This is a genomic window from Brevibacterium sp. XM4083, assembly GCF_006489205.2.
GTDB lineage: Bacteria > Actinomycetota > Actinomycetes > Actinomycetales > Brevibacteriaceae > Brevibacterium.
This window is the reverse complement of the sequence record NZ_VFYR02000002.1, coordinates 535,664-560,408: the sequence shown is the minus strand read 5'-3', so window position 1 is coordinate 560,408 and position 24,745 is coordinate 535,664. Positions and strand designations below refer to the sequence as shown.

Genomic DNA, 24,745 nt, shown 5'->3' with positions numbered 1-24,745 from the left:
ACGCCCTGGTTTGCGCTTCCTGTGGTTGACGATCGTCACCCTGATCCTCCTCGGCGTCCTCGGCGCAGGGATCATCTGGTCCGACGCCACTCCCACACCGAAGCTCGCCCTCGACCTCGAGGGCGGCACCTCGATCATCCTGGAACCCCAGGTGTCAGAGGACACGACGATCAGCAAGGAACAGCTCGATCAGGCTGTCGCCATCATCCGCCAGAGGGTCGACTCGACGGGTGTCTCCGAAGCCGAGATCACGACGCAGGGCGACAGGAACATCGTCGTCAACCTGCCGGGCAACCCGGATGAGGAGACCCGCAACCTCGTCCGCTCCTCGGCTCAGCTCGTCTTCCGCCGCGTCGCCCTCGTCGGCGACCCGCGCTCCCAGGCGCAGATCGACGAAGAGCAGCAGGGACAGAACGGGGGAGACCCCTCTGAGGGACTCACCGACGAGGAGCGTCAGCGCCTCGAAGATTTGACCGGCGGCAGCCAGGACGCCCCGACCGGCGGCGGCGCCGTCGTCAACTCGAGCAGCTCAGACGAAACCGGCGCAGACGAACCCGGCGCAGGCAACGGAAGCGCAGACGAACCCGCGAACGCCGGCGGCAACGCGCCCGCCCCGTCCGAGTCGCCAGCCGGTGAGACACCGGCCGGTGAGTCGCCGGCCCCGACCCAGGCAGGCGAAGGCCAGGGCGAGGACACCCAGGTGACCGACTCGACGCCGCGCCCCCTGTTCGATCCCGAGCAGGACACTGCCGAATGGCAGACGCAGGAGATCATCAACCAGTACACGGAGCTCGACTGCACGAACCCGGAGAACCGGACCGGCGGCGTCCAGCAGCCGGCCGACGAGCCGGTCGTCTCGTGCGCCCAGGACGGGTCGGCGAAGTACGTGCTCGGCCCCGTCGAACTCTCCGGTGACCACCTCACCGACGCGACCTTCGGCTACGCGGCCGGCGCCAACGGCGTCCAGACCAACCAGCCCGCCGTCAACCTCGAGTTCGACGACACGGGTCGCGAGATCTTCAAGCAGATCACCTCGGCGATCACCGGCCTCCAGCAGCCGTACAACCAGTTCGCGATCTCGCTCGACGGCCTCGTCCTCTCCGCTCCGACCTCGAACGCCGTCATCACCGACGGCCGGGCCGAGATCTCGGGCAACTTCACCCTCGACGAGGCCCAGACACTGGCCAACCAGCTCAAGAACGGCTCCCTGCCGATCAGCTTCCAGGTCCAGAGCGAAGAGCAGATCTCACCGACCCTCGGTGCGAACTACCTCAACATCGGCATCCTCACCGGACTCGTCGGTCTCCTCCTCGTCGTCGTCTACTCGCTCCTGCAGTACCGGGTCCTCGGACTCGTCACCGTCTCGAGCCTCGTCGTCGTCGGCGTCCTCACGTATCTGCTCCTCCTCATCGCATCGTGGAGATACGGCTACCGGCTCTCCCTGGCCGGTGTCGCCGGTATCATCATCGGCATCGGCATGGCGGCGGACTCGTTCATCGTCTACTTCGAACGCGTCCGAGACGAGCTGCGCAGCGGACGGAACCTCCTCTCGGCCGTCGAAGTCGGCTGGGACCGCGCCAAGCGCACGATCTGGGCGTCGAAGTCGGTCAACATGCTCGCCGCCGTCATCCTCTACATCCTCGCCGTCGGTTCGGTGCGCGGCTTCGCGTTCACCCTCGGCCTCGCGGTCATCGTCGACATCCTCGTCGTCTTCCTCTTCACCCACCCGATGCTCCAGCTCCTCGCCCGAACGAAGTTCTTCGGCCAGGGGCACCCGATGTCGGGTATGGATCCGCGTCTGCTCGGAGTCAAACCGGCCGCCTACCGCGGTGCGCTCGGCATCGACCTCGACAACAAGGACAAGTCGCCCGAAGCCCAACGCCGCGACAAGGCGCGGGCCCGCAAACTCGGCCTCGACGACGACACGGAGACCATCGCCGGCCGCCGCGCCAAGCGCCGGGCCGAGGCGAAGAACTCCACGTCGTCTGAGGAGTCCACCGGCAGCTCCCGCACGGCCACCGCGACGACGACCGCACTCGCCGACGGTTCGTCGGAGACCGCCGAGGTGACCGAGGCCGACGACACGACGACGAAGGACACCGCCGCGGACTCAGAAGACTCCGAGTCCGGCACGGCAGCGTCGACCGAGTCCGCAGATTCGGCCGTGACGAAGAAGACGAAGAGCTCGCGACGCAAACGCGGATCGGACACTCCGTCGACCGGCGGCACGATCGCCGAACGCAAGGCGGCCGCCAAGCGCGCGGCAGCCGCAGACGAAGAGAAGGGGGCAGAGAAGTGAAGAAGTTCTTCGCCTGGGGCAACCGCCTCCACAACGGTGAGTCCTCCATCCCCTTCGTCGGGAAGGCCAAGCTCTGGCTCTCGATCGCCGGCGTCCTCGTCATCCTCTCCCTCCTCGTTCCGCTCATCGCCGGATTCAACTTCGGCATCGCCTTCCGCGGCGGTTCGCAGTTCCAGGTCGACAACGTCACCGACACCTCGGCGAGCAAGGGCGAGACCATCGTCAACGACGTCGTCCCCGACTCCGAACCGCGTCTGACCCCGACCGGGGACACCGCGGTGCGCATCGAGACGAACCAGCTCTCCGACGAGCAGATGCAGGAAGTCCGCGACGCCCTGTCGGCCGGCTACGACGTCCCCGCCGAGGACGTCACCTCGACCTTCGTCGGCCCCCAGTGGGGCGCTGACGTGACCCAGAAGATGGTCAGGGCGCTCGTCATCTTCGTCGCGATCGCGATGATCGTCATGGCGCTCTACTTCCGGACCTGGAAGATGTCGCTGGCCGCGATCGTCGGACTCTTCGTCGTCATGATCGTCACGATGGGCATCTACTCGGCCACCGGCTTCGAAGTCACCCCGGAAGCCGTCATCGGCTTCCTCACCGTCCTGAGCTTCTCGCTCTACGACACGGTCGTCGTCTTCGACAAGATCCGCGAGAACACCGCGAGATTCAAGGACAACAAGCGCCTGAAGTTCTCCGAGCTCGTCAACCTCGGCATCAACCAGACGACGGTGCGCTCGATCAACACCTCCGTCGTCTCGGTGCTGCCGATCGCCTCGATCCTCTTCATCGGCGTCTTCCTCCTCGGCGCGGGCACGCTCGTCGACATCTCGCTCTCGCTCTTCGTCGGCACGATCGTCGCCGCCGCCTCGACGCTCTTCGTCGCCAGCCCCCTATACGCGCTCCTGCGGTCGAACGAACCCGCCGTGAAGGAACAGGAAGAGGCCGTGCGTGAATTACGCTTGAAGGACGGCAAAGACGATGTGGCACCCGTGATCCACGCCGAGGTCTGAGACGAGACCACGAGCTGGATCACGTCAGAGAGGGGGACGTGGTGGCATCATCGGCTGAATCGCGCCGTCCGCGCGGCATCTCCCGTCTGGCCTGGTGGGCGGCCAGGGCGCAGAACGACCCCGGCTACCCGCGGGTGCTCGGACCGATGATCCGGGCCCTGCAGTCGAGCCACCCGAAGGCTGACATCGACCTCGTCGTGCGTGCCTACACGGTCGCCGAGGAGGCCCACCGCGGGCAGACCCGGAAGTCCGGGGACCCCTACATCACCCATCCGGTGGCGGTCGCGACGATCCTCGCCGAGATCGGCATGCTCCCGGTCACCCTGGCCGCGGCGCTCCTCCACGACACTGTCGAGGACACCGACTACTCGCTCGAGCAGCTCACCGAGTCCTTCGGACCCGAAGTCGCGGCAATGGTCGACGGGGTGACGAAGCTCGACAAGCTCACCTACGGTCAGGCCGCCCAGTCGGAGACCGTGCGGAAGATGATCGTCGCGATGGCCAAGGACATCCGCGTCCTCGTCATCAAGCTCGCCGACCGTCTCCACAACGCGCGCACATGGAAGTTCGTGCCCGCCTCCTCGAGCACGAAGAAGGCACGCGAGACCCTCGAGATCTACGCCCCGCTCGCGCACCGGCTCGGCATGAACACGATCAAGTGGGAACTCGAGGACCTCTCGTTCCAGGTCCTCCACCCCAAGGTCTACGACGAGGTGGTCCGCCTCGTCGCCGACCGGGCACCGGAGCGGGAGAAGTACCTTTCGACCGTCTCGCACGAGCTCCAGTCCGAACTCGCCGACTCCGGCATCGAGGCGGCCATCACCGGCCGGCCGAAGCACTACTACTCGATCTACCAGAAGATGGTCGTGCGCGGTCACGAGTTCGCCGACATCTACGACCTCGTCGGCGTCCGCGTCCTCGTCGAGACCGTCCGCGAATGCTACGCGACCCTCGGCATCGTCCACGCCCGCTGGAACCCGGTCCCCGGCCGGTTCAAGGACTACATCGCGATGCCGAAGTACAACATGTACCAGAGCCTCCACACCACGGTCATCGGCCCAGGCGGCAAACCCGTCGAGATCCAGATCCGCACCCATGAGATGGACCGCCGTGCGGAGTTCGGCGTCGCCGCCCACTGGAAGTACAAGGATCGCGGCAACCCGTCGAAGGCGATCACCTCGAACACCGCCCGTTCGGTCAAGGTCTCCGACGACGGCGGAGTCGACGACGCCGCGTGGCTGCGCCAGCTGCTCGACTGGCAGCGCGAGGTCAGCGACCCCGACGAGTTCCTCGACAGCCTCCGCTACGAGGTCAACTCGAAGGAGGTCTACGTCTTCACCCCCAAGGGCGACGTCATGAGCCTGCCCGCGGGTGCGACCCCCGTCGACTTCGCCTACGCCGTCCACACCGAGGTCGGCCACAAGACGATGGGCGCCCGCGTCAACGGCCGCCTCGTCGCCCTCGACACGGAGCTGAAGAACGGCGACTCCGTCGAGGTGTTCACCTCGAAGGACGAGAACGCCGGCCCGAGCCGCGACTGGCTCGGCTTCGTCAAGAGCCCCCGCGCGCGGTCGAAGATCCGCCAGTGGTTCTCGAAGGAGCGGCGCGAAGAGGCGATCGAGAACGGTCGCGAACAGCTCGCCCGCGCGATGCGCCGACACTCGCTGTCAGCGAACGCCCTGATGAGCCAGGAAGCCCTCCAGGTCGTCGCCACCGAGCTGCGCCTGCCCGACGTCACCGCGCTCTACGCGGCGATCGGCAACGGTGTGACCTCGGCCGCCCACGTCGTCGACCTGCTCGCGAAGGAGGTCGGCGAAGAGGAGGAGGTCGCGGTCCTCCCGCCGGAGCCGCGCAACCGCACCGGTCAGTCATCGGGCCACCACTCCTCGGCCGGCGGCGTCGTCGTCAAGGGCGTCGACGACGTCCTCGTCAAACTCGCCCGCTGCTGCACTCCGGTGCCCGGGGATGAGATCGTCGGCTTCGTCACCCGCGGCTCCGGGGTCTCCGTCCACCGGGTCGACTGCCCCAACGTCGTCTCCCTCGAACGCGAACCCGAGCGCATGGTCGAGGTCTCGTGGGGCGAGAAGACGAGCGGGGTCTACCTCGTCCAGATCCAGGTCGAGGCCCTCGACCGTTCGGGTCTGCTCTCCGACATCACGAAGGTGCTCACGGAGACCCACGTCAACATCCTCTCCGCGTCGGTGGCGACATCGAAGGCCCGGGTCGCCCAGTCGAAGTTCGTCTTCGAGATGTCCGATGCCAGCCACCTCGACACCGTGCTCTCCGCGGTCCGCAAAGTCGAAGGCGTCTTCGACGTCTACCGCATCTCCGGCGGCTGAGTTCCCTCGTCCCGCTGCACGCTTGTTGCGGCCCGGATGCCGGGGCGTGTGAAATGGTCGACGACCTGCCGCATCTGCGCGGCGTACGGGCGCCGTCCCACCTCGTCGAGGTAGAGCCGCAGGCGCCTGACCATGTCACCGGGGACATCGTCGATGAGTGCCGCGATCTGCGGGCCTGAGGCCCGCCTGGGGTCGCGGACGAGGGGGAGAAGCAGGTCGTAGAGGGTGCGCATCGGCGTTGTCACCGGGTGACCCGCGATCGTCTCCCAATCACCGCGGTTAAGACTGAGCTCGTGGACGACGAGCCCCGTCGTCTCGAGCACGCGCCGGCGCGGATGCGTCGTCAGCGTCAGCGGACTCGGGGCACGACCGAGCCCGACGTGGACCCACCACGCGGTCGCGTGGGAGACGACGAGGCGGGCAGGGATCTGCGCGGCGAGCGCACTCATCCGCTCCTCGGGACCGAGCACCGCCCCCGCGCGCACCCACGTCGTCTCCGACAGTCTGGTGAGCAGACCGTCGAGAGTGAGCTCTGTGAGATGCTCATAGCCGAAGTCGCTGAGACGGTAGATGTCCTCCATGGCGCAACTCTCGTCGCCTCACACGCTGAGATCAAGAGCGGAGACGGCGCCTGTGGATAACCGGCCGGCGGCGGCATCGCCTGTGGATAACCGCCGAAGCTCTGTCAGTCGAGTTCGGCGTCAGTCGAGTTCGGCGGCCGTCTGCGCGAGCTGATCGCGCCACGCCCGGCGGGCATCGAGGGCCGCCTGCGCATCGGCCACGGCCTTCTCATCGCCGCCGGCCTTCGCCTTCTCCAGCGCTGCCTCGAGTTCGGCGATCGACTCGTCGAGCTGGCTCAGCGCCCCCGAAGTCCGCGCCTTCGTCTCCGGGTTGCTGCGCTTCCACGCGGCGTCCTCGGCCTCGGCCAGAGCCCGCTCGACCTCGCGCAGACCGTTCTCCATGCGGGAGACATCGGCGCGGGGAACCTTCCCGGCCTCCTCCCACTCGTCCTGGATGACCCGCAGCTCACGCTTCGCGGCCGTCGGATCGGTGATCGGCAGCAGCGCCTGCGCCTTCTTCAGCAGCTCCTCCTTGACGACGAGGTTGCCCTTGAACTCCTCGTCGAGGGCGGCGTTCTCGGCATCGCGGGCGGCGAAGAAGACGTCCTGCGCGGCCCGGAAGCGCGCCCAGAGCGCGTCGTCGTCCTTGCGGGAGGCCCGCGGCGCGCGCTTCCACTGGCTCATGAGGTCCTTGTACTTCTGGGACACGGTGCGGAAATCGGTCGAGCCGGACAGGGCCTCCGCCTCGGCGACGATCTTCTCCTTGATCCGCTTGCCCTCGGAGTTGTGCTTGTCGAGTTCGGCGAAGAAGTCCTTGCGCTTGCGCTCGAACGTGTTCCGCGCCTGCGAGAACCGGCCCCACAGCTCCTGGTCGACCGAGCGCGGCAGGCGCGGCCCGCTGCGCTGCATGTCCTTCCACTGCGCGAAGAGCTCCCGCAGGCGGGCGCCGGAGACCTTCCACTGGATCTTGTCCGGGTCCTTGCCGGCGAGGCTCTCGGCCTCGACGACGAGCTCCTCGCGCTTCTGCGCGGCTTCGAGCTTGGCCGCCTCGGTGCGGGCCGCCTGCTTCGACTCCGTCGCCTTCGCATCGGAGATGAGGGTGTCGAGAGTGGCGCCGAGTCCCTTGAGGTCGCCGACGACGTTGGCCTCGGAAAGCGACTCCCGTAGCGTCGTCGCCGCGTGCGTCACCTCGCGGCCCGGTGCTCCGGCGGAGAGGCGGCTGCGCAGGTGAGCGGCGTGTTCGAGGAGTTCGACGTACTTCTTCGCGAAGTACTCGATGGCCTCCTCGCCGGTCGCATCCGGGTACTGGCCGACCTCGCGTTCGCCATCGGCGGTGATGACGAAGACGGTGCCCTGCTCGTCGGCGCGACCGTGCGTGACCGCGCGCGCCACCTCGGCGTCATGGTCAACCGTGCTGCCGGCCACCGGCTGCGCTGCCTGCGGACGCGGCACGGCTGAGGGACGGGGAGTCGGCTTCGGAGTCGGGGTCGACATGTTTCTCACCTATTCTTCATCGGTCGAACCGGCACTGGCGCCGATCACTCGATCTGCTGGGGTTATCCCAGCATAACCACCACGTCACCTCTCGTTAGACTTTGGCCATGGATGTCTTCACGACGCGCGCCGAATTCCTCGATGTCAACTGCTACGCCGTCCGGGCGGAGGGGGAGAGCGACTGCATCCTCATCGATGCCGGCTACGACGCCGGGCCCGAGCTCGCCGAGCTCGCCGCTGCCGAGGGACTCAACCCCGTCGCGATCTTCCTCACCCACGGACATCCCGACCACATCCTCGGGCTGCCCTCGCTGCTCGGCCGCTGGGACGTGCCCGTCCACCTCGGCGAACCCGACCATTACCGGGTCAGCGCACCGGGGGAGACGCTGGGCCCGCAGTTCGCGCAGATGATCGCTCCGCTGCTCGAAGGATGGCAGGCCCCCGCCGAGGTGGTCCCCCTCAATGCGGGCACCGTCGTCACCGTCGCCGGCCTCACCGTTACCGCGATTCCCGCCCCTGGCCACACCGAGGGCTCGACGCTGCTGTCCGTCAGCGCCGACGGGGAGGAGGTCATCTTCACCGGTGACGTCGTCTTCGCGGGCGCGATCGGCCGCATCGACCTGCCCGGCGGGGACGCCGCGGCGATGGCGGACACGCTGCGGGCGTTTGCGACCCTGCCCGACGTTCCCATCTATCCTGGACACGGTCCGGCCTCCCGGGTCAGTCACGAGCTGCGGACGAACCCGTTCCTCTGACCCGCGCGGCAATCGCACACCGCGGCGTCGACCCCGCACCTCAGCGGCCTCAGCGCACCACTCACAGCACACCCCGCACCACCCACAGCAAGGAGAACCATGGCGAAGTCAGCCCGTCTGTCCGGATTCCCGGAACGGCTCCCGGCCGAGCGCGTGATCGAGAAGCGCATCATCGACATCCTCGACCACACCTTCGCCCTCCACGGCTTCTCCGCCCTCCACCACCGCGCCGTCGAACCCCTGAGCCAGCTCGCGAAGGACGGGGAGATCGACAAGGAGATCTTCGCGGTCTCCCGTCTCCACTCCGAGGGCACCGAGCGCAACCCGCTCGGCCTCCACTTCGACCTCACGGTGCCCCTGGCCCGCTTCGTCACGGAGAACGCGAACGCGCTGAGCTTCCCGTTCCGCGCCACCCGCATCCAGCCCGTGTGGCGCGGGGAGCGTCCGCAGCAGGGCCGCTACCGCGAGTTCATCCAGGCCGACATCGACATCATCGCCGACGGCGAGCTGCCCGGACACTTCGAGGTCGAGATCCCGCTCGCCATCGCCGATGCCTTCGCCCGTCTCGCCCCGCTCGGCGTCCCGCCGATCCGCATCGTCGTCAACGACCGTCGCCTCCTCGAGGGCTTCGCCCGGGGGATCGGGCTGACCGACATCCCCGCCGTGCTGCGCAGCCTCGACAAGTACGACAAGATCGGGCCCGAGGAGGTCGCGAAGCTGCTCGCCGCCGACGCCGGTGCCGATGAGCGCCAGCAGCAGCTGTGCCTGGCGCTGGCCGCGATCGAATCCGATTCGCCCGACTTCGCCGACGAGATCCGCGCCCTCGGCGTGAGCCACCCGCTCCTCGACGAAGGGCTCGAAGCACTGACGACGATGCTCGCCGCGGCGGCCGAGCGCGCCCCCGGCGTCCTCGTCGCGCAGCTGAAGATCGCGCGCGGACTCGACTACTACACGGGTGCCGTCTACGAGACGCAGCTCGTCGGCCACGAGGAGCTCGGCTCCGTCGCCTCGGGCGGACGCTACGACTCACTCGCGACGGTGGGAAAGAAGACCTACCCGGGGGTGGGCATGTCGATCGGCATCTCCCGGCTCATGGCCTTCGTCCTCGGTGAGGACAGCGGCATCTCCGCGACTCGGGGCACCCCTTCGGCCGTCGTCATCGCCGTCACCGACGAGGCGCGCCGCGGTGAGGCCGACGCCGTCGCGGCGGCTCTGCGCGCCCGCGACATCGCCTGCGAGGTCTCCCCGAGTGCGGCGAAGTTCGGCCGTCAGATCCGCTATGCCGAACGCCGGGACATCCCCTTCGTGTGGTTCACCGACGGCGAGGCCGGCCACGAGGTCAAGGACATCCGCTCCGGTGAGCAGACCCCGGCCGACCCGCAGACGTGGGAGCCGCCGGCCGAGGATCTCCGACCCCGCGTGACCGGGGCGTAGGGCGTGCGCACCGGACCGTTCGCGGAGGCGCGCGCCGGACAGTGAGCGCGCCTAGGCGGGATCCGGGGCGAGCGACCCGTCGGGGGCGATGTGCTCGAACATCTCCCGGACCATCGACACGACGTGCGGGTCGTCGACGGTGTAGAAGATCCGCCGACCCTCACGGCGGGAGGAGATGAGCCCGGCCAACCGGAGCTTGGCGAGATGCTGGCTGACGGCGGGCACGGTCGCCCCGATCGCCTCGGCGAGGGAGGAGACGTCGAGCTCCTGGTGCACGAGCGTCCACACGACCCGCAGCCGGGTCGCCTGCGAGAGCATGCGGAACGTCTCGGCAGCGACCTCGACCTGCGCCGAGGTGGGCGTCGGGTCGGTCTCCGTGGCGTCCATGGGTCCTCTCTGTCCGCGCTGTACGCGTGCGGGGGTAGGGTGTTCGAGCGACTATCATTGGTCACGCACTCCCCGCATCACCATCGTAAAGGAGCCCATCAGTGCTGCGAAGCCACGAAACCGGAAGCCTGCGTGCCGCCAACGCAGGAGAGACCGTCACCCTCGCCGGGTGGGTCGATCGCCGTCGCGATCATGGAGGTGTCGCCTTCATCGATCTGCGGGATGCTTCGGGAATCGTCCAGGTCGTCGTCCGCGAGGACGACGCGCACGCGCTGCGCAACGAGACCGTCGTCAAGGTCACCGGCACCGTGGCCCTGCGCCCCGAGGGCAACCAGAACCCCAACCTGCCCACCGGTGAGATCGAGATCGTCGACACGAGTGTCGAGATCCTCGCCGAGGCGGCCCCGCTGCCGTTCCAGGTCTCCGACCACGCCGAGGATGCCGGCACCGTCGGTGAGGAGACCCGCCTGAAGTACCGCTACCTCGACCTGCGCCGGTCGGGTCCGGCGCATGCGATGCGGCTGCGCTCGGCGGTCAACAAGGCCGCCCGCGGAGTCCTCGACGAGCACGGCTTCGTCGAGATCGAGACTCCGACGCTGACGAAGTCGACGCCCGAGGGCGCCCGTGACTTCCTCGTCCCGGCCCGCCTTCAGCCCGGTTCGTGGTACGCCCTGCCGCAGTCGCCGCAGCTGTTCAAGCAGCTCCTCCAGGTCGCCGGCATGGAGCGCTACTACCAGATCGCCCGCTGCTACCGTGACGAGGACTTCCGCGCCGACCGGCAGCCGGAGTTCACGCAGCTCGACATCGAGGCCTCGTTCGTCGAGCAGGCCGATGTCATCGCCCTGGCCGAGGAGATCCTCGTCGCCCTGTGGAAGCTCATCGGCTATGACATCGAGACGCCGATCCCGCACATCACGTACCACGAGGCGATGGAGCGCTTCGGGTCGGACAAGCCCGACCTGCGCTTCGGCCTCGAACTGACGAACCTCACCGAGTTCTTCTCCGAGACCCCGTTCCGCGTCTTCCAGTCCGCCTACGTCGGCTCCGTCGTCTACCCCGGCGGCGGCTCGCTGCCGCGACGTCAGCTCGACGCGTGGCAGGACTGGGCCAAACAGCGCGGCGCGAAGGGCCTCGCCTACGTCCTCGTCGCCGAGGACGGCACGCTGACCGGTCCCGTCGCGAAGAACATCTCCGATGAGGAGAAGGCCGGACTCGTCGAGGCCGCCGGAGCGAACCCCGGCGATGCGATCTTCTTCGCCGCCGGCGATGCCGGCAGCTCGCGGGCCCTCCTCGGCGCCGCGCGCCGCGAGATCGCCGAGCGCACCGGTCTGATCAAGGACGGCGACTGGGCGTTCGTCTGGGTCGTCGACGCACCGCTCTTCGAATCCGCCGCCGACGCCCAGGCCGCCGGTGACGTCGCCGTCGGCGAAGGCCAGTGGACGGCCGTCCACCACGCCTTCACCGCCCCGAAGCCGGAGTTCCTCGACTCCCTCGAATCCGATCCGGGGGCGGCGCTGGCCTACGCCTACGACATCGTCTGCAACGGCAACGAGATCGGCGGCGGTTCGATCCGCATCCACCAGCGCGCCGTCCAGGAGCGCGTCTTCGAGATCATGGGCATCTCCGAGAAGGAGGCGCAGGAGAAGTTCGGCTTCCTCCTCGAGGCCTTCAAGTTCGGGGCGCCCCCGCACGGCGGCATCGCCTTCGGCTGGGACCGCATCGTGTCCCTGCTCGCCGGGGTCGAGTCGATCCGCGAGGTCATTGCGTTCCCGAAGTCCGGCGGCGGCTACGATCCGCTCACGCAGGCTCCGGCCCCCATCACCGAGGCGCAGCGCGCCGAGGCGGGCGTCGACTTCGACCCGGACGCTGACGCCGACGCGTGATGCAGTGATCGCGTGATGCAGTGACCCAGGCAGCCCGATGATCGAGGGTTCGCGGTGACCGACGGGCCCGACCTCTTCTCCGACCCGGACCGGGACGATCCCGGTCCGGGCACCGGTGCGTTCGAGCCCGGTCAGGGGCGGGCGCTCGATCCGCTCGCGGTGCGGATGCGTCCGCGCACCATCGCCGAGGTCGTTGGCCAGGACCATCTGACGTTCCCCGGGTCCCCGCTCAACCAGCTCGTCGAAGCGAGCGGGGGAGACCGGGCCGGGGCCTCCTCGGTGATCCTCTGGGGTCCTCCCGGAGTCGGCAAGACGACGCTCGCGCATGTCATCTCGCATGCCCCTGGCCGTCGGTTCGTCGAGCTCTCGGCGATCACGGCCGGAGTCAAGGACGTCCGGCAGGTCATCGAGAACGCCCGCCGCGAACGCGAGATGTACGGACGCACGACCGTGCTCTTCCTCGACGAGATCCACCGGTTCTCCAAGGCGCAGCAGGACGCGCTGCTGCCGGCGGTGGAGAACCGGCTCGTCGTCCTCGTCGCGGCGACGACGGAGAACCCGTCGTTCTCGATCATCTCGCCGCTGCTCTCCCGGTCGCTCATGCTCACGCTGCGCCCGCTCGACGACGCGGCGATCGCGCAGCTCCTCGAGCGCGCGATCGCCAGCGAGCGGGGACTGGCCGGACAGTTCGCCCTCGACCCCGAGGCGAAGGACTTCATCGTCCGCATCTCCGGGGCTGATGCCAGGCGCTCGCTCACCCTTCTCGAGGCCGCGGCCGGGATCGCCGCGGCCCAGGCCGCCGAGCAGGGCGGTGCTGACGTGGAGCAGGCGGGCGATGAGAAGGCGGGCGAAAGCGAGCCCGGCGAGAGTGACACGGCCGACGAGAGTAACGCGGCACGCGCTGGCGACGCGGGCGACGAGTCCGGGGAAGCTGCGTCCGGGGAGGGCGCGTCCGAGGCCGCCGCATCTGCGGAGAGCGCGGCCGACGATGCGAGTCCGATCCTCATCACCGAGGAGGCCGTGGCCGAAGCGAGCAGCGAGACCGTGCTCCGCTACGACCGGGACGGCGACCAGCACTACGACGTCATCTCCGCGTTCATCAAGTCGATCCGCGGCTCCGACGTCGACGCCGCCCTCCACTACCTCGCGCGGATGATCGTCGCTGGTGAGGATCCGCGATTCATCGCCCGCCGCGTCGTCATCTCCGCGGCCGAGGACATCGGGATGGCCGATCCGCAGGCGCTGCCGATCGCCGTGGCCGCCTCGACGGCGGTGCAGAACATCGGGATGCCCGAAGGTCGGATCCCTCTCGCCGAGGCGGTCACCTACCTGGCGATGGCCCCGAAGTCGAATGCGAGCTACAAGGCGCTTGACGCGGCGATCGCCGATGTCCGAGCCGGGAAGTCCGGTGAGGTCCCCAACCATCTGCGCGACGCGCACTATCCGGGAGCGAAGGCACTCGGTCACGGCAAGGACTACATGTACGCCCACAACTACCCCCACGGCGTCGCGCCGCAGGAGCACCTGCCTGAGACGCTCAAGGGCACGGAGTACTACACGCCCTCGGGCAACGGCCTCGAGCGCACCATCGAGGAGCGGCTGGCCACGATCCGCACGATCCTCCGCGGGAACTGACCCTCCGCGTGATCCGCGTCGCAGCGCCTCCGTCCGCGTTGCGGGAGGGGTGCGAACTCGGCTAAGATGGTCAGCTGTTGTGCCTCATATGTAAAGGCGGTCGGTGCGAGCGGTTCTCGACGCTCAATCCCTCTTTCCCAACCGGGGAAACAACGGTTCCGATCAGGGCGAGGACTTCGATGCCTGCCGGGACGACCCGCACCCACGAAAGGTAACCCAGTGCCAGCACCAGCACGTAACCGCCGGATGGCCCGCCTCTCGCGTGCCCTCGGCCTGCCGCTGACCCCGAAGGCTGAGAAGTACTTCGAGCGCCGCCCCTACCCTCCGGGCGAGCACGGCCGCGCCCGTCGCCGCAATGACAGCGACTACTCGGTCCGCCTCAAGGAGAAGCAGCGTCTGCGCGCCCAGTACGGCATCCGCGAGGCCCAGATGCTCAAGACCTACAAGGAGGCCAAGCGCCTCGAAGGTCTGACCGGTGAGAACCTCGTCGAGCTCCTCGAGATGCGTCTCGACGCCCTCGTCCTCCGTGCCGGCTTCGCCCGCACGATCGCTCAGGCCCGCCAGTTCGTCGTCCACCGCCACATCACGGTCGACGGCCAGCGCGTGGATCGCCCGTCCTTCCGCGTCAAGGAAGGCCAGACCATCCAGGTCCACCCGAAGAGCGCCGACATGGATCCGTTCCAGGTCGCCGCGGCAGGCGGACACAAGGACGTTCTCCCGGCAGTCCCGGGCTACCTCGACGTCAACCTTGAGGGCCTGCAGGCCACCCTCCTGCGCCGCCCCAAGCGCGAAGAGGTGCCCATCACCGCTGACGTGCAGCTCGTCGTCGAGTTCTACTCGCGCTGAGCCACCTCACCCGACTGCCCGGAACGCCCGCGTTCCGGGCAGTCGTGCATTCATCTGCGGGTGCGACGACTCGCAGGCCATCACCATCTCGACTGGTGAGCAATTAAACTAGTGTGGAACGGGTGCGCACCGCACCCACCGCAGACGCAACACCTGAAAGGCCATGGATGAAGACGGCAGAGATCAAGAAGCGCTGGCTCGACTACTTCGAGGCGAACGGACATGTGGTCGTGCCCTCGGCGTCGGTCATCAGCTCCGATCCCTCGATCCTCTTCAACATCGCCGGCATGGTGCAGTTCATCCCGTACCTCACCGGCCGTGAGCCCGCGCCCTTCCTCCGCGCCACGAGCGTGCAGAAGTGCGTGCGCACCGCCGACATCGAAGAGGTCGGGAAGACGACCCGCCACGGCACGTTCTTCCAGATGAACGGCAACTTCTCCTTCGGCGACTACTTCAAGCGCGAAGCCATCCGCTATGCGTGGGGCCTGCTCACGCAGCCCACCGCCGACGGCGGACTCGGCTTCGACCCCGACCTGCTCTGGGCCACCGTCCACGAGGACGACCTCGAGACGATCGACCTCTGGCTCGAGGAGACCTCGATCCCGCGCGAGCGCATCCAGCTGCGCGGCAACGAGGACAACTTCTGGCACACCGGCCAGCCCGGACCCGGCGGCTACTGCTCGGAGATCTACTTCGACCGCGGATCCGCCTACGGTGCCGAAGGCGGTCCGGAAGCCGACGAGGACCGCTACATCGAGATCTGGAACCTCGTGTTCATGGAGTTCGAGCTCTCCGAGGTCCGCTCGAAGGTCGACTTCGACATCGCCGGCGAGCTGCCTGCGAAGAACATCGACACCGGCATGGGACTCGAACGCGTCGCGTTCCTCCTCCAGGGCGTCGAGAACATGTACGAGATCGACGAGGTCTTCCCCGTCATCGCCGAGGCGAGCCGGCTGTCCGGCCACGAGTACGGCGCCGACCACCACTCCGACGTGCAGATGCGCGTCGTCGCCGACCACGTCCGCTCCGCCCTGATGATCATCGGCGACGGCGTGCGCCCCGGCAACGAGGGCCGCGGCTACATCCTCCGCCGCCTCATCCGCCGGGCCGTGCGGGCGATGCGCCTCCTCGGCGTCACCACCGAGGTCATGCCCTCCCTGCTGCCCGTGTCGATGAACGCGATGAAGCACTCCTACCCGGAGCTCGAGACCGACTTCGACCGGATCTCGCGCATCGCCTACGCCGAGGAGAAGGCGTTCCTGCGCACCCTCGAATCGGGCACCCAGCTCTTCGAGACCGCCTACGAGAAGCTCGACAGCTCCGACAAGACGATCAGCGGCGACGTCGCCTTCACCCTCCACGACACCCACGGCTTCCCGATCGACCTCACCCTCGAAATGGCCGCCGAGCACGGTGTCAGCGTCGACGAGGAGGGCTTCCGCTCCCTCATGGCCGAACAGCGCACCCGCGCGAAGGCCGACGCGAAGGCGAAGAAGGGCGGCGGCCACACCGACCTCACCGCGTACTCCGCGCTGCTCGACGAGGGGCAGAGCGAATTCGTCGGCTACGACGCCCTCGAAGCCGATTCCCGGATCCGCGGCATCGTCGTCGACGGTCAAGCCCAGGAGGTGCTCACCACCGGACAGACCGGCGATATCGTCCTCGACCTCACCCCGTTCTACGCCGAATCCGGCGGCCAGCGCGCCGACGTCGGCCTCATCAAGGGCGACGGCTTCACCGCCCGCGTCCTCGACGTCCAGAACCCGCTCAAGGGACTCGCCGCCCACCGCATCGAGGTCATCGACGGGGAGATCCCCGTCGGCGCCGACGTCCTCGCCGAGGTGGACCACGAGCACCGCTTCCAGGGCTCCCAGGCCCATACGGCCACCCACCTCGTCCACGCCGCACTCCGGGAGATCCTCGGCACCCACGCCGTCCAGGCCGGTTCGATGAACCAGCCCGGCTACATGCGCTTCGACTACTCCTTCCCGGAGGCCCCGAGCGCGCAGATGCGCGACGAGATCGAAGACGTCGCGAACCTCGCCGTGCGCTCGAACTATGACGTCGGCACGGAGTACCTCCCGTTCGAGGAGGCCAAGCGCTCCGGCGCGATGGCCCTCTTCGGCGAGAAGTACCCGAACATCGTCCGCGTCGTCGACATCGGCGGACCGTTCTCCCGTGAGCTGTGCGGCGGCACGCACGTGGCCGCCTCGGCGGAGGTCGGACCGATCTCCGTGCTCTCCGAAGCCTCCGTCGGCTCCGGGGTGCGCCGCATCGAAGCCGCCGTCGGCATGGACGCCTTCCGCTCCCTGGCCGCCGAGCGCACGATCGTGTCCTCCCTGTCCGAGATGCTCAAGGTCCCCGGCACCGACGTCAAGGACCGGGTCTCGGAGCTCATGGTCAGGCTCCGCGATGCGGAGAAGGAGATCGCACGCCTCCACTCGCAGCAGCTGCTCGCCCAGGCCGGCCGCTTCCTCGAGGGCGCCGAAACGGTGGGTGCGACCCTCTTCGTCGTCGCCGACCTCGGTGAGGTCGCCAACGGCGGGGACGTCCGCACGATCGTCACCGACCTGCGCGCCCGCGTCTCCGACCGCTCCGCCGTCGTCCTCGGCATCGGCGTCTCCGGCGGCAAGCCCGTCGTCGTCATCGCGACCACCGAGGCGGCGCGCCAGGCCGGCAACCAGGCCGGCAGACTCGTGTCCCTGGCGAGCTCGACGCTCGGCGGCGGAGGCGGCGGCAAGCCCGACCTCGCGCAGGGCGGCGGCAGCGAACCCGCGCAGATCCCCGCGGCGATCAGCGCGGTCAAGGCGGAGCTCACGTGACACTGAGGAGGGGGCGCCGACTGGGTCTCGACATCGGCTCGGTGCGCATCGGGGTCGCAGCCTGCGACCCCGAGGGGATCCTCGCGACCCCGCTGACCGTGGTGCGCCGCACCGACGAACCGGCAGCGCTGCGACAGCTGCGGGAGATCATCGCCGAATACGAGCCCATCGAACTCCTCGTCGGGGACCCCAAGTCCCTCGACGGCACCGCGCGGGCGGCCGCCGACGCCGCCCTCGACTTCGCGGTGAAGATCGACGCCGGGGTGCCCATCCGCCTCGTCGACGAGCGCTTCAGCACCGTCGAAGCCCACAGCGCCCTGGCCGCAGCGGGAAAGAACTCCCGCCAGCGCCGGGAGATCGTCGACGCCCAGGCGGCGGTCATCATTCTGCAGAATGCGCTCGAATCCGAACGCAACACGGGCATGCCCGCAGGTCGCGAGCTGCCCCACACAGGAGAGTGAGCAATGATTCCGTTCCCCGGTGAGTTCTCGGACGACGAAGGACTGTCCCGGTCCGAGATCAAAGCGAAGAAGCGGCGGCGGATGATGCGTAAGCGGCGCACGACGGTCATCGTCGTCATCTGCGTCCTCGTCTTCGGCCTCGGCGGATTCTTCGGCCTCCGCGCAGCCGGGGGAGTCGTCGACGACCTCTTCGGCGGCGGCTCCGACTACGAGGGCAACGGCACGACCGAGGTCTCCCTCGAGATCCCACCGGGCGCCTCGGCGCGGTCGGTGGCCAACCAGCTCGTCGAAGAGGGCGTCATCAAGGACTCCAAGCCCTTCCTCGACGAGGTCGAGCGCCGCAATCTCACGATCCAGGCCGGTCCGATCGTCATGCGCGAGCAGATGAGCTCAGCCGCCGCCGTCGACGCGTTCATCAACCCGATCAAACCGCCGACGATGACGATCGCCGAGGGCCGGAAGATCGAGCAGATCAAGGCGACGATGATCGAATCGGGGATGAAGGCCGAAGAGGTCGACAAGGCCATCGACGACAAGAAGCCCGTCGACTACGACCTCGACGTCGAGGCCCCGAGCCTCGAAGGCTACCTCTACCCGGCCACCTACGAGGTGGGGGCGGGCAAGACCGCGGAGATGATCGTCCAGGAGATGGTCGACAAGACCAAGCTCGAACTCGACACCGCCGGCATCGAGAACGCCGACGCCAACCGCGTCCTCACCCTCGCCAGCCTCGTCGAGATCGAATCGCCGGGTGACGAGGAGACGCGGAAGAAGGTCGCCCGCGTCTTCCTCAACCGAATCTCCGACCAGTCCCAGACCGGTCAGCTCCTCCAGTCCGATGCGACCGTCGCCTACATCTTCGGCGCCCGCGCCGATCTCACGACGACGGCCGAGGAGCGCAGCTCCGACAGCCCCTACAACACGTACAAGGCGAAGGGCCTGCCCCCGGGACCGATCAACTCCCCGAGCGCCGGCGCCGTCGACGCGGCCCTCAACCCGGCCGACGGATCCTGGCAGTTCTTCGTCGCCGTCAACCCCGACACGGGGGAGACGAAGTTCGCCGACACGTACGCCGACCACCAGAAGAACGTCGAGGAGTACCGCGCATGGCTGCGGGAGAACGGGGGATAGCGGCGGGCGCGCGCATCCGCGCCGCCGTTCTCGGACGCCCGATCGCGCATTCGCAGTCACCGGTGCTCCACACCGCGGCGTTCGCCGCGCTCAGTCTCACCGACAGCAGCTATGAGCGCGCCGAGGTCGGCGCCGACGACCTCACCGCCTTCCTCGACGCCCACCCCGACCACACCGGGTTCTCCCTGACGATGCCGCTCAAGGAGCGCCTCGTCACACTCGCCCGGGACCGCGGCTGGGTCCTCGACGACACCGCCGAGGAGACCGGGGTCGCGAACACCCTCGTCCGTGCCGGAGCTGAGACGACGGTGGCGAACACCGACGTCGACGGCATCGTCCGCGCGCTCACTCCCGTCCTCCCCGACACCGAGGCGGCCGGACGGGGGCGGGCGACGATCCTCGGCGCCGGGGCCACCGCCCGGTCGGCACTGCTCGCCTGCCACCGCCTCGGCGTCACCGAGGTCGACATCCTCGTCCGCAGCCCCGCCCGGGCCGCCGCCGTCCTCGACCTGGCCGACCGGCTGGGGATGAGCGCCGACACCGCACCGCTGACGACGATCGCGCCCTCGGCGATCGTCGTCTCGACCCTTCCCGCCGAGGCGGCCCCCGCGCTCACCTGGCCGACCGGGCCCGGGGTCGCCCTCGACGTCGCCTACGCCGCGGATTCGGCGCTGCTCACCGACGCCGCCGCCCACGGCTTCACCCCTGTCCCGGGCATCGCGATGCTCGTCGAACAGGCCGTCGCCCAGTTCGCGCTCTTCTTCGCCGCGGCCGCCGGCACCCCGCTCACCGCGGCCCAGCTGGCGACGGTGGCCGAAGCGATGCACGGCGCGGCCGAGAGGGCCTGACCGGGACCGCGTATGGTCGCCCACGCGCTCTTCATCGCCGTCACCGCGGTCATCGCCGGCGGTCTCGCCGCCCTCCTCGTCGCGACCCCCGCCCGGTGGCTCGCCGACGACGCCGACCTCACCGCGCTCACCGGCTCCCGCGCCTTCCGGCCGAGCCTCCTCATCCTCGCAGCCGTCGCCCTCGCTGCGGCCGCCGCTGCGCTCTTTCCCATCGACCAGGCGATTCCCCACCCACCGGAATGGACGGCCCACGCGCCGGGCAGCGGCACGACGCTCACCCCACCCCACCCGACGGGGATCGACTTCGCGCTGACGAGCCTCAGCCTCGGCGCCGGGGCGGCCGCCACACCCGTCCTGTTCGTCACCGATCTCCTCATCCGGCGCCTGCCCGACCGGATCGTCTACCCGCTCATCGCCCTCCTCGGCGCCGCCTTCATCACCGGCATCCTCGTCGGGAACTCGACGCTGTGGTGGTTCGCCCTCCTCGGGGCGGTCGTCGGCATCCTCCTCTTCGGCGCCATCCACCTCGTCGGACGTCTCGTGCGGAAGCCGACGATGGGACTCGGCGACGTCAAGCTCGCATTCGTCGTCGCCGGTGTCTCCGGGCTCTTCTCCCCGTGGGCCCCGCTCGTCGTCCTCCTGCTCAGCGTGCTCATCGCCGGGATCTGGGCGCTCATCGCCGGCCTGCGCGCCCACGACCTGAAGGCGACGACGATCCCGTTCGGTCCTGCGATGCTGTCCGGTCTGTGGCTGGGGTCGGTGGGGGCACCGTTCGTTTTGTAGAATCGGTGGAATGTTGAGATGGCTGACTGCAGGCGAATCCCACGGCGAAGCGCTGATCGGGATCATTGAGGGGCTGCCCGCCCACATCCCCATCACCAGGGACGACATCCGCGTCAACCTCGCCAGGCGCAGGCTCGGCTATGGCCGGGGCGCACGCATGAAGTTCGAGGCCGACGAGGTCCGGATCCTCGGCGGCGTCCGCCACGCGAAGACCCTCGGCTCGCCGGTGGCGATCGAGGTCGGCAACACCGAATGGCCCAAATGGGAGACGGTGATGAGCGCCGACGCGATCGACGAGTCCGACCTCGACGGTCAGGCCCGCAACGCCCCGCTCACCCGCCCCCGCCCCGGCCATGCCGACATCGTCGGGATGCAGAAGTACGGCTTCGACGAGGCCCGCCCCGTCCTCGAACGCGCCTCGGCCCGGGAGACGGCGATGCGCGTGGCGCTGGGCACCGTGGCCGCGAAGTTCCTCGGCGAACTCGGCATCACCCTCGTCTCGCACACGGTGGCGATCGGCGGCGTCGAGAACGCCCCCGGCGCCGACGCCCCGCTGCCACGCGCCAGTGACGTCGACACCCTCGACGGCGACCCCGTCCGCAGCTTCGATCCGGCGCTCTCGACCCGGATGGTCGCGGAGATCGACGCGGCGAAGAAGGCCGGGGACACCCTCGGCGGAGTCGTCGAGGTCCTCGCCTACGACCTCCCGCCGGGCCTCGGCTCCCACGTGCACTGGGACCGTCGCCTCGACTCCCGCCTCGCCGGTGCCCTCATGGGCGTCCAGGCGATCAAGGGCGTCGAGGTCGGCGACGGCTTCCTCACTGCCGCCCGCCCCGGATCCGCCGCCCACGACGAGATCCTCGTCGGCGCCTCCGGCTACCACCGGGCGAGCAACCGCGCCGGCGGGACCGAGGGCGGCATGTCGACGGGTGAGCCGCTGCGCGTGCGCGCGGCGATGAAGCCGATCGCCACCGTGCCCCGCGCCCTGTCGACCGTCGACGTCGTCACCGGGGAGCCGGCGAAGGCCAACCACCAGCGCTCGGATGTCTGCGCCGTGCCCGCCGCCGGCGTCGTCGCCGAGGCGATGGTCGCCCTCGTCCTCGCCGAGGCGGTCGTCGAGAAGTTCGGCGGCGACTCGGTGGCCGAGACGAAGCGGAACCTGGAGGGCTACCTCGCCGCCATCCCGGAGAACCTGCGCATCGGACGATGAGCGAGCACCCGCTTCCGAAACCCGTTCCGCCGCTCGAACCGGTGCCCGCCGCGCACTCGCGCATCGTGCTCACCGGACCGCCGGCGGCGGGGAAGTCGACGATCGGCCGGCTCCTCGCCGACCGGCTGGGCCTGCCCCTGACGGACACCGACGCGAACATCGTCGACCGCCACGGCGTCATCGCCGACATCTTCGTCGAACGCGGTGAGGACCACTTCCGCCGCCTCGAACGCGAAGTCGTGCGCCGGGCGCTGCGCCGCCTCCTCGACCGCCCCGGCATCGTCTCCCTCGGCGGGGGAGCGATCCTCAACTCCGGGACCCGCGCGCAGCTGCTCCACCCCGCGATCAAGGTCGTCCACATCGACATCGACACCGAGACCGTGGCCCCGCGGCTCAACGCCCCGCACCGGCCGCTGCTGCGCGGTGCCGGCTCCCCGGTGGAGAACTGGCTCGCCCTCGTCGCCGAACGCGAACCCCTCTACCAGCAGGTGGCGACGTTCCGCGTCCATGCCTCGAACTCACCGCCCTCGACCGTCGTCAACCGCATCGTCGACGTCCTCACCGGCCTCCAGCGGGCCGAGGACTACGCGAAGTACCAGCAGACCAAGGAGACCCCATGACCGTGACCACCATCGACGTCGACGCCGGAGGCCGCTACCCGGTGCTCGTCGGTCAGGGACTGCTCGGGCAGCTGCCCGACCTGCTCGGACCCCAGGTCGAGAAGGTCCTCGTCGTCCACCCCCGCGCCCTGCGCTCGACGGGCGAGGCGGTGCGCGACGACCTCGGCGCGACGGGACTCGACGCGATCGTCGCGGAGATCCCCGACGCCGAGGAGGCCAAGCACATCCAGGTCGCCGCCTTCTGCTGGCAGGTGCTCGGACAGTCCGACTTCACCCGCACCGACGCGATCGTCACCGTCGGCGGGGGAGCGGTGAGCGACCTCGGCGGATTCGTCGCCGCGACGTGGCTGCGCGGGATCCGCGTCATCCACATCCCCACGACGGTCCTCGGCATGGTCGACGCCGCGATCGGCGGGAAGACCGGGATCAACACGGCCGAGGGCAAGAACCTCGTCGGCTCCTTCCACGCCCCCGCCGGCGTCCTCGTGGACCTCGACACGCTGTCCACCCTGCCGGAGAACGAACTCTTCACCGGGCTCGCCGAGGTCGTCAAGGCCGGCTTCATCGCCGACCCCGTCATCCTCGACCTCCTCCGCGACCACACGAAGGAGGAGATCGCCGACGTCAAGGGACCCGTGCTCCGCGAACTCATCGAACGGGCGATCGCCGTGAAGGCCGAGGTCGTCGCCGACGACTTCACGGAGGCCGGGCGCCGCGAGATCCTCAACTACGGCCACACCCTCGGCCACGCGATCGAGCACAAGGAGCGCTACCAGTGGCGCCACGGCGCGGCCGTGTCCGTCGGCATGGTCTTCGCCGCCGAAGTCGCGGCGATGGTGAAGAACCTTCCCGCCGAGGTCGTCGACCTCCACCGTGAGCTGCTCACCAAGCTCGGCCTGCCCACCGGGTACCGTGCCGACGTGTGGCCGCAGCTGCTCGACACGATGAAACGGGACAAGAAGGCCCGCGGGTCGATGCTGCGCATGGTGCTGCTGAGCGACATCGGTCAGCCCACGACCGTCGAGATCCCCGACGTCTCCCTCCTCCACACCGCGTACCAGGAGATCGGCGAGGACTCCCCGCGCAGGCTGCTCGGGCCCGGCGCGTGAGCGACGGGGGCGCTCCCTGAGCGCGTATGACAGTGGCAGTGCGGGCTTGCTAGAATCGCTCATTGGCGAAACCGCCGCCCCCTGACACGACCGCATCGTGCGGGGCATGATGTGAAGAAGGACGGATTAGTGGCGACAACGAACGACCTGAAGAACGGCCTCGTGCTCAACCTCGACAACCAGCTGTGGCAGGTGCTGGAGTTCCAGCACGTCAAGCCCGGCAAGGGTCCCGCGTTCGTCCGCACCAAGCTCAAGCACGTGATCTCCGGCAAGATCATCGACAAGACGTTCAACGCCGGCACCAAGGTCGAGACCGCCAACGTCGACCGCCGCGACATGCAGTACCTCTACCACGACGGCTCCGACTACGTCTTCATGGACGCCAAGGACTACGACCAGGTGACCATCCCCGCGAGCCTCGTCGCCGACGCCGCGAACTACATGCTCGAGAACCAGGAGCTCCAGGTCTCCTTCCACGACGGCACCCCGCTGTCGGTCGAGCTCCCGGCCTCCGTCGAGCTGACGATCTCCCACACCGAACCGGGCCTCCAGGGCGACCGCTCGACCGGCGGATCGAAGCCCGCGACCCTGGAGACCGGCTACGAGATCCAGGTCCCGCTCTTCCTCGAAGAGGGCACGAAGATCAAGGTCGACACCCGCACGGGTGACTACCTCGGCCGCGTCAAGTAAGTGGGAGCACGCACCCGGGCCCGGCGCCGGGCCCTCGAGCTCCTCTTCGAAGCGGGACAGCGGGGACTCGACATCGACGAGGTCGTGGCCATGCGGTCGAACGACCCCGACTACCCGATGAAGGCCTACGCCGTCGAGATCGTCGACGGCGTGAAGTCCCACCGCGAGGAGATCGACGAGATCATCTCCACCTACTCGGAGGGCTGGACGATCGACCGGATGCCGGCCGTCGACCGGGCGCTGCTCGAGATCGGCACGTGGGAGATCCTCTTCAACGACGAGGTTCCCGACACTGCCGCGATCGACGAGGCGAAGATGCTCGCGAAGCAGTTCTCGACCGACGACTCCCCGGGCTTCGTCTCGGGTCTGCTCTCGCGCATCCTCGACGTCAAACCGACGCTGACGTGAGTCGCTGCGCCCGCACTC

21 protein-coding genes are annotated in these 24,745 nt (G+C 68.9%); 18 read left to right on the top strand and 3 right to left on the bottom strand.

Annotated elements, in window-relative coordinates:
• Positions 1 to 25 precede the first annotated feature (25 nt).
• Genes secD through FJ887_RS08340 form a run of 3 tightly spaced genes read left to right on the top strand, consistent with a single transcriptional unit; the run spans position 26 to position 5,651 of the window.
• A complete protein-coding gene (gene secD / locus FJ887_RS08350) occupies positions 26 to 2,299 on the top strand; it encodes a protein translocase subunit SecD (RefSeq protein ID WP_137823942.1) in 2,274 nt (757 codons plus the stop codon).
• The gene (secF, locus tag FJ887_RS08345) at positions 2,296 to 3,312 is read left to right on the top strand and encodes a protein translocase subunit SecF (protein ID WP_137823943.1); all 1,017 of its coding nucleotides are present in this window, start codon (positions 2,296 to 2,298) and stop codon (positions 3,310 to 3,312) included. Before secD ends, secF begins: the two co-directional genes overlap by 4 nt.
• Before the next feature lie 41 nt (positions 3,313 to 3,353).
• Positions 3,354 to 5,651, top strand: coding sequence for a RelA/SpoT family protein (locus FJ887_RS08340; protein ID WP_137823944.1), 2,298 nt, complete (start codon positions 3,354 to 3,356; stop codon positions 5,649 to 5,651).
• Here FJ887_RS08340 and FJ887_RS08335 read toward each other — a convergent pair.
• A complete protein-coding gene (locus FJ887_RS08335; RefSeq protein ID WP_181365626.1) occupies positions 5,630 to 6,232 on the bottom strand; it encodes a hypothetical protein in 603 nt (200 codons plus the stop codon). The two genes, FJ887_RS08340 and FJ887_RS08335, sit on opposite strands and share 22 nt — an antisense overlap.
• A 120-nt stretch (positions 6,233 to 6,352) precedes the next feature.
• Positions 6,353 to 7,705, bottom strand: coding sequence for a DUF349 domain-containing protein (locus tag FJ887_RS08330; RefSeq protein WP_137823945.1), 1,353 nt, complete (start codon positions 7,703 to 7,705; stop codon positions 6,353 to 6,355).
• 107 nt (positions 7,706 to 7,812) lie between these two features.
• Between FJ887_RS08330 and FJ887_RS08325 the strand changes: the two genes are divergently transcribed.
• On the top strand, positions 7,813 to 8,460 hold the full coding sequence (locus FJ887_RS08325) for an MBL fold metallo-hydrolase (RefSeq protein WP_137823946.1): 648 nt from the start codon (positions 7,813 to 7,815) through the stop codon (positions 8,458 to 8,460).
• Between the two features lie 99 nt (positions 8,461 to 8,559).
• Entirely contained in the window at positions 8,560 to 9,894 is a 1,335-nt protein-coding gene (gene hisS, locus FJ887_RS08320; protein ID WP_137823947.1) for a histidine--tRNA ligase, read from the top strand.
• 51 nt (positions 9,895 to 9,945) lie between these two features.
• Here the strand turns inward: hisS and FJ887_RS08315 are convergent, their stop codons facing one another.
• On the bottom strand, positions 9,946 to 10,281 hold the full coding sequence (locus tag FJ887_RS08315) for an ArsR/SmtB family transcription factor (RefSeq protein ID WP_137823948.1): 336 nt from the start codon (positions 10,279 to 10,281) through the stop codon (positions 9,946 to 9,948).
• Between the two features lie 101 nt (positions 10,282 to 10,382).
• Between FJ887_RS08315 and aspS the strand changes: the two genes are divergently transcribed.
• The 13 genes from aspS to nusB all read left to right on the top strand — a co-directional run bounded on the left by aspS (position 10,383) and on the right by nusB (position 24,727).
• Entirely contained in the window at positions 10,383 to 12,164 is a 1,782-nt protein-coding gene (gene aspS, locus FJ887_RS08310) for an aspartate--tRNA ligase (protein ID WP_137823949.1), read from the top strand.
• Between the two features lie 54 nt (positions 12,165 to 12,218).
• Positions 12,219 to 13,799, top strand: coding sequence for a replication-associated recombination protein A (locus FJ887_RS08305; protein ID WP_502799911.1), 1,581 nt, complete (start codon positions 12,219 to 12,221; stop codon positions 13,797 to 13,799).
• Positions 13,800 to 14,045: 246 nt separating this feature from the next.
• Positions 14,046 to 14,645 carry a 30S ribosomal protein S4 gene (rpsD, locus tag FJ887_RS08300; protein ID WP_137824111.1) on the top strand — a complete coding sequence of 200 codons (600 nt, stop codon included), beginning with the start codon at positions 14,046 to 14,048 and terminating at the stop codon, positions 14,643 to 14,645.
• A 167-nt stretch (positions 14,646 to 14,812) separates the two neighbouring features.
• Positions 14,813 to 17,467 carry an alanine--tRNA ligase gene (gene alaS / locus FJ887_RS08295; RefSeq protein ID WP_140954954.1) on the top strand — a complete coding sequence of 885 codons (2,655 nt, stop codon included), beginning with the start codon at positions 14,813 to 14,815 and terminating at the stop codon, positions 17,465 to 17,467.
• Positions 17,464 to 17,928, top strand: a complete 465-nt coding sequence (ruvX, locus tag FJ887_RS08290) for a Holliday junction resolvase RuvX (RefSeq protein ID WP_137823951.1) — start codon at positions 17,464 to 17,466, stop codon at positions 17,926 to 17,928. The genes alaS and ruvX overlap by 4 nt, the downstream gene beginning before the upstream one ends.
• A 3-nt stretch (positions 17,929 to 17,931) precedes the next feature.
• A complete protein-coding gene (gene mltG, locus FJ887_RS08285; protein ID WP_140954955.1) occupies positions 17,932 to 19,059 on the top strand; it encodes an endolytic transglycosylase MltG in 1,128 nt (375 codons plus the stop codon).
• Positions 19,035 to 19,907 (top strand): shikimate dehydrogenase family protein, encoded by an 873-nt coding sequence (locus FJ887_RS08280; protein WP_140954956.1) that lies wholly within the window; start codon positions 19,035 to 19,037, stop codon positions 19,905 to 19,907. The genes mltG and FJ887_RS08280 overlap by 25 nt, the downstream gene beginning before the upstream one ends.
• 12 nt (positions 19,908 to 19,919) lie before the next feature.
• Positions 19,920 to 20,690, top strand: a complete 771-nt coding sequence (locus FJ887_RS08275; protein ID WP_140954957.1) for a prepilin peptidase — start codon at positions 19,920 to 19,922, stop codon at positions 20,688 to 20,690.
• Between the two features lie 10 nt (positions 20,691 to 20,700).
• The gene (gene aroC / locus FJ887_RS08270; RefSeq protein WP_137823955.1) at positions 20,701 to 21,900 is read left to right on the top strand and encodes a chorismate synthase; all 1,200 of its coding nucleotides are present in this window, start codon (positions 20,701 to 20,703) and stop codon (positions 21,898 to 21,900) included.
• On the top strand, positions 21,897 to 22,520 hold the full coding sequence (locus FJ887_RS08265) for a shikimate kinase (protein ID WP_140954958.1): 624 nt from the start codon (positions 21,897 to 21,899) through the stop codon (positions 22,518 to 22,520). The genes aroC and FJ887_RS08265 overlap by 4 nt, the downstream gene beginning before the upstream one ends.
• Positions 22,517 to 23,629, top strand: a complete 1,113-nt coding sequence (gene aroB, locus FJ887_RS08260; RefSeq protein ID WP_140954959.1) for a 3-dehydroquinate synthase — start codon at positions 22,517 to 22,519, stop codon at positions 23,627 to 23,629. Before FJ887_RS08265 ends, aroB begins: the two co-directional genes overlap by 4 nt.
• A 129-nt stretch (positions 23,630 to 23,758) precedes the next feature.
• On the top strand, positions 23,759 to 24,319 hold the full coding sequence (gene efp / locus FJ887_RS08255) for an elongation factor P (RefSeq protein ID WP_137823958.1): 561 nt from the start codon (positions 23,759 to 23,761) through the stop codon (positions 24,317 to 24,319).
• A complete protein-coding gene (gene nusB, locus FJ887_RS08250; protein WP_137823959.1) occupies positions 24,320 to 24,727 on the top strand; it encodes a transcription antitermination factor NusB in 408 nt (135 codons plus the stop codon).
• Positions 24,728 to 24,745: the final 18 nt, after the last annotated feature.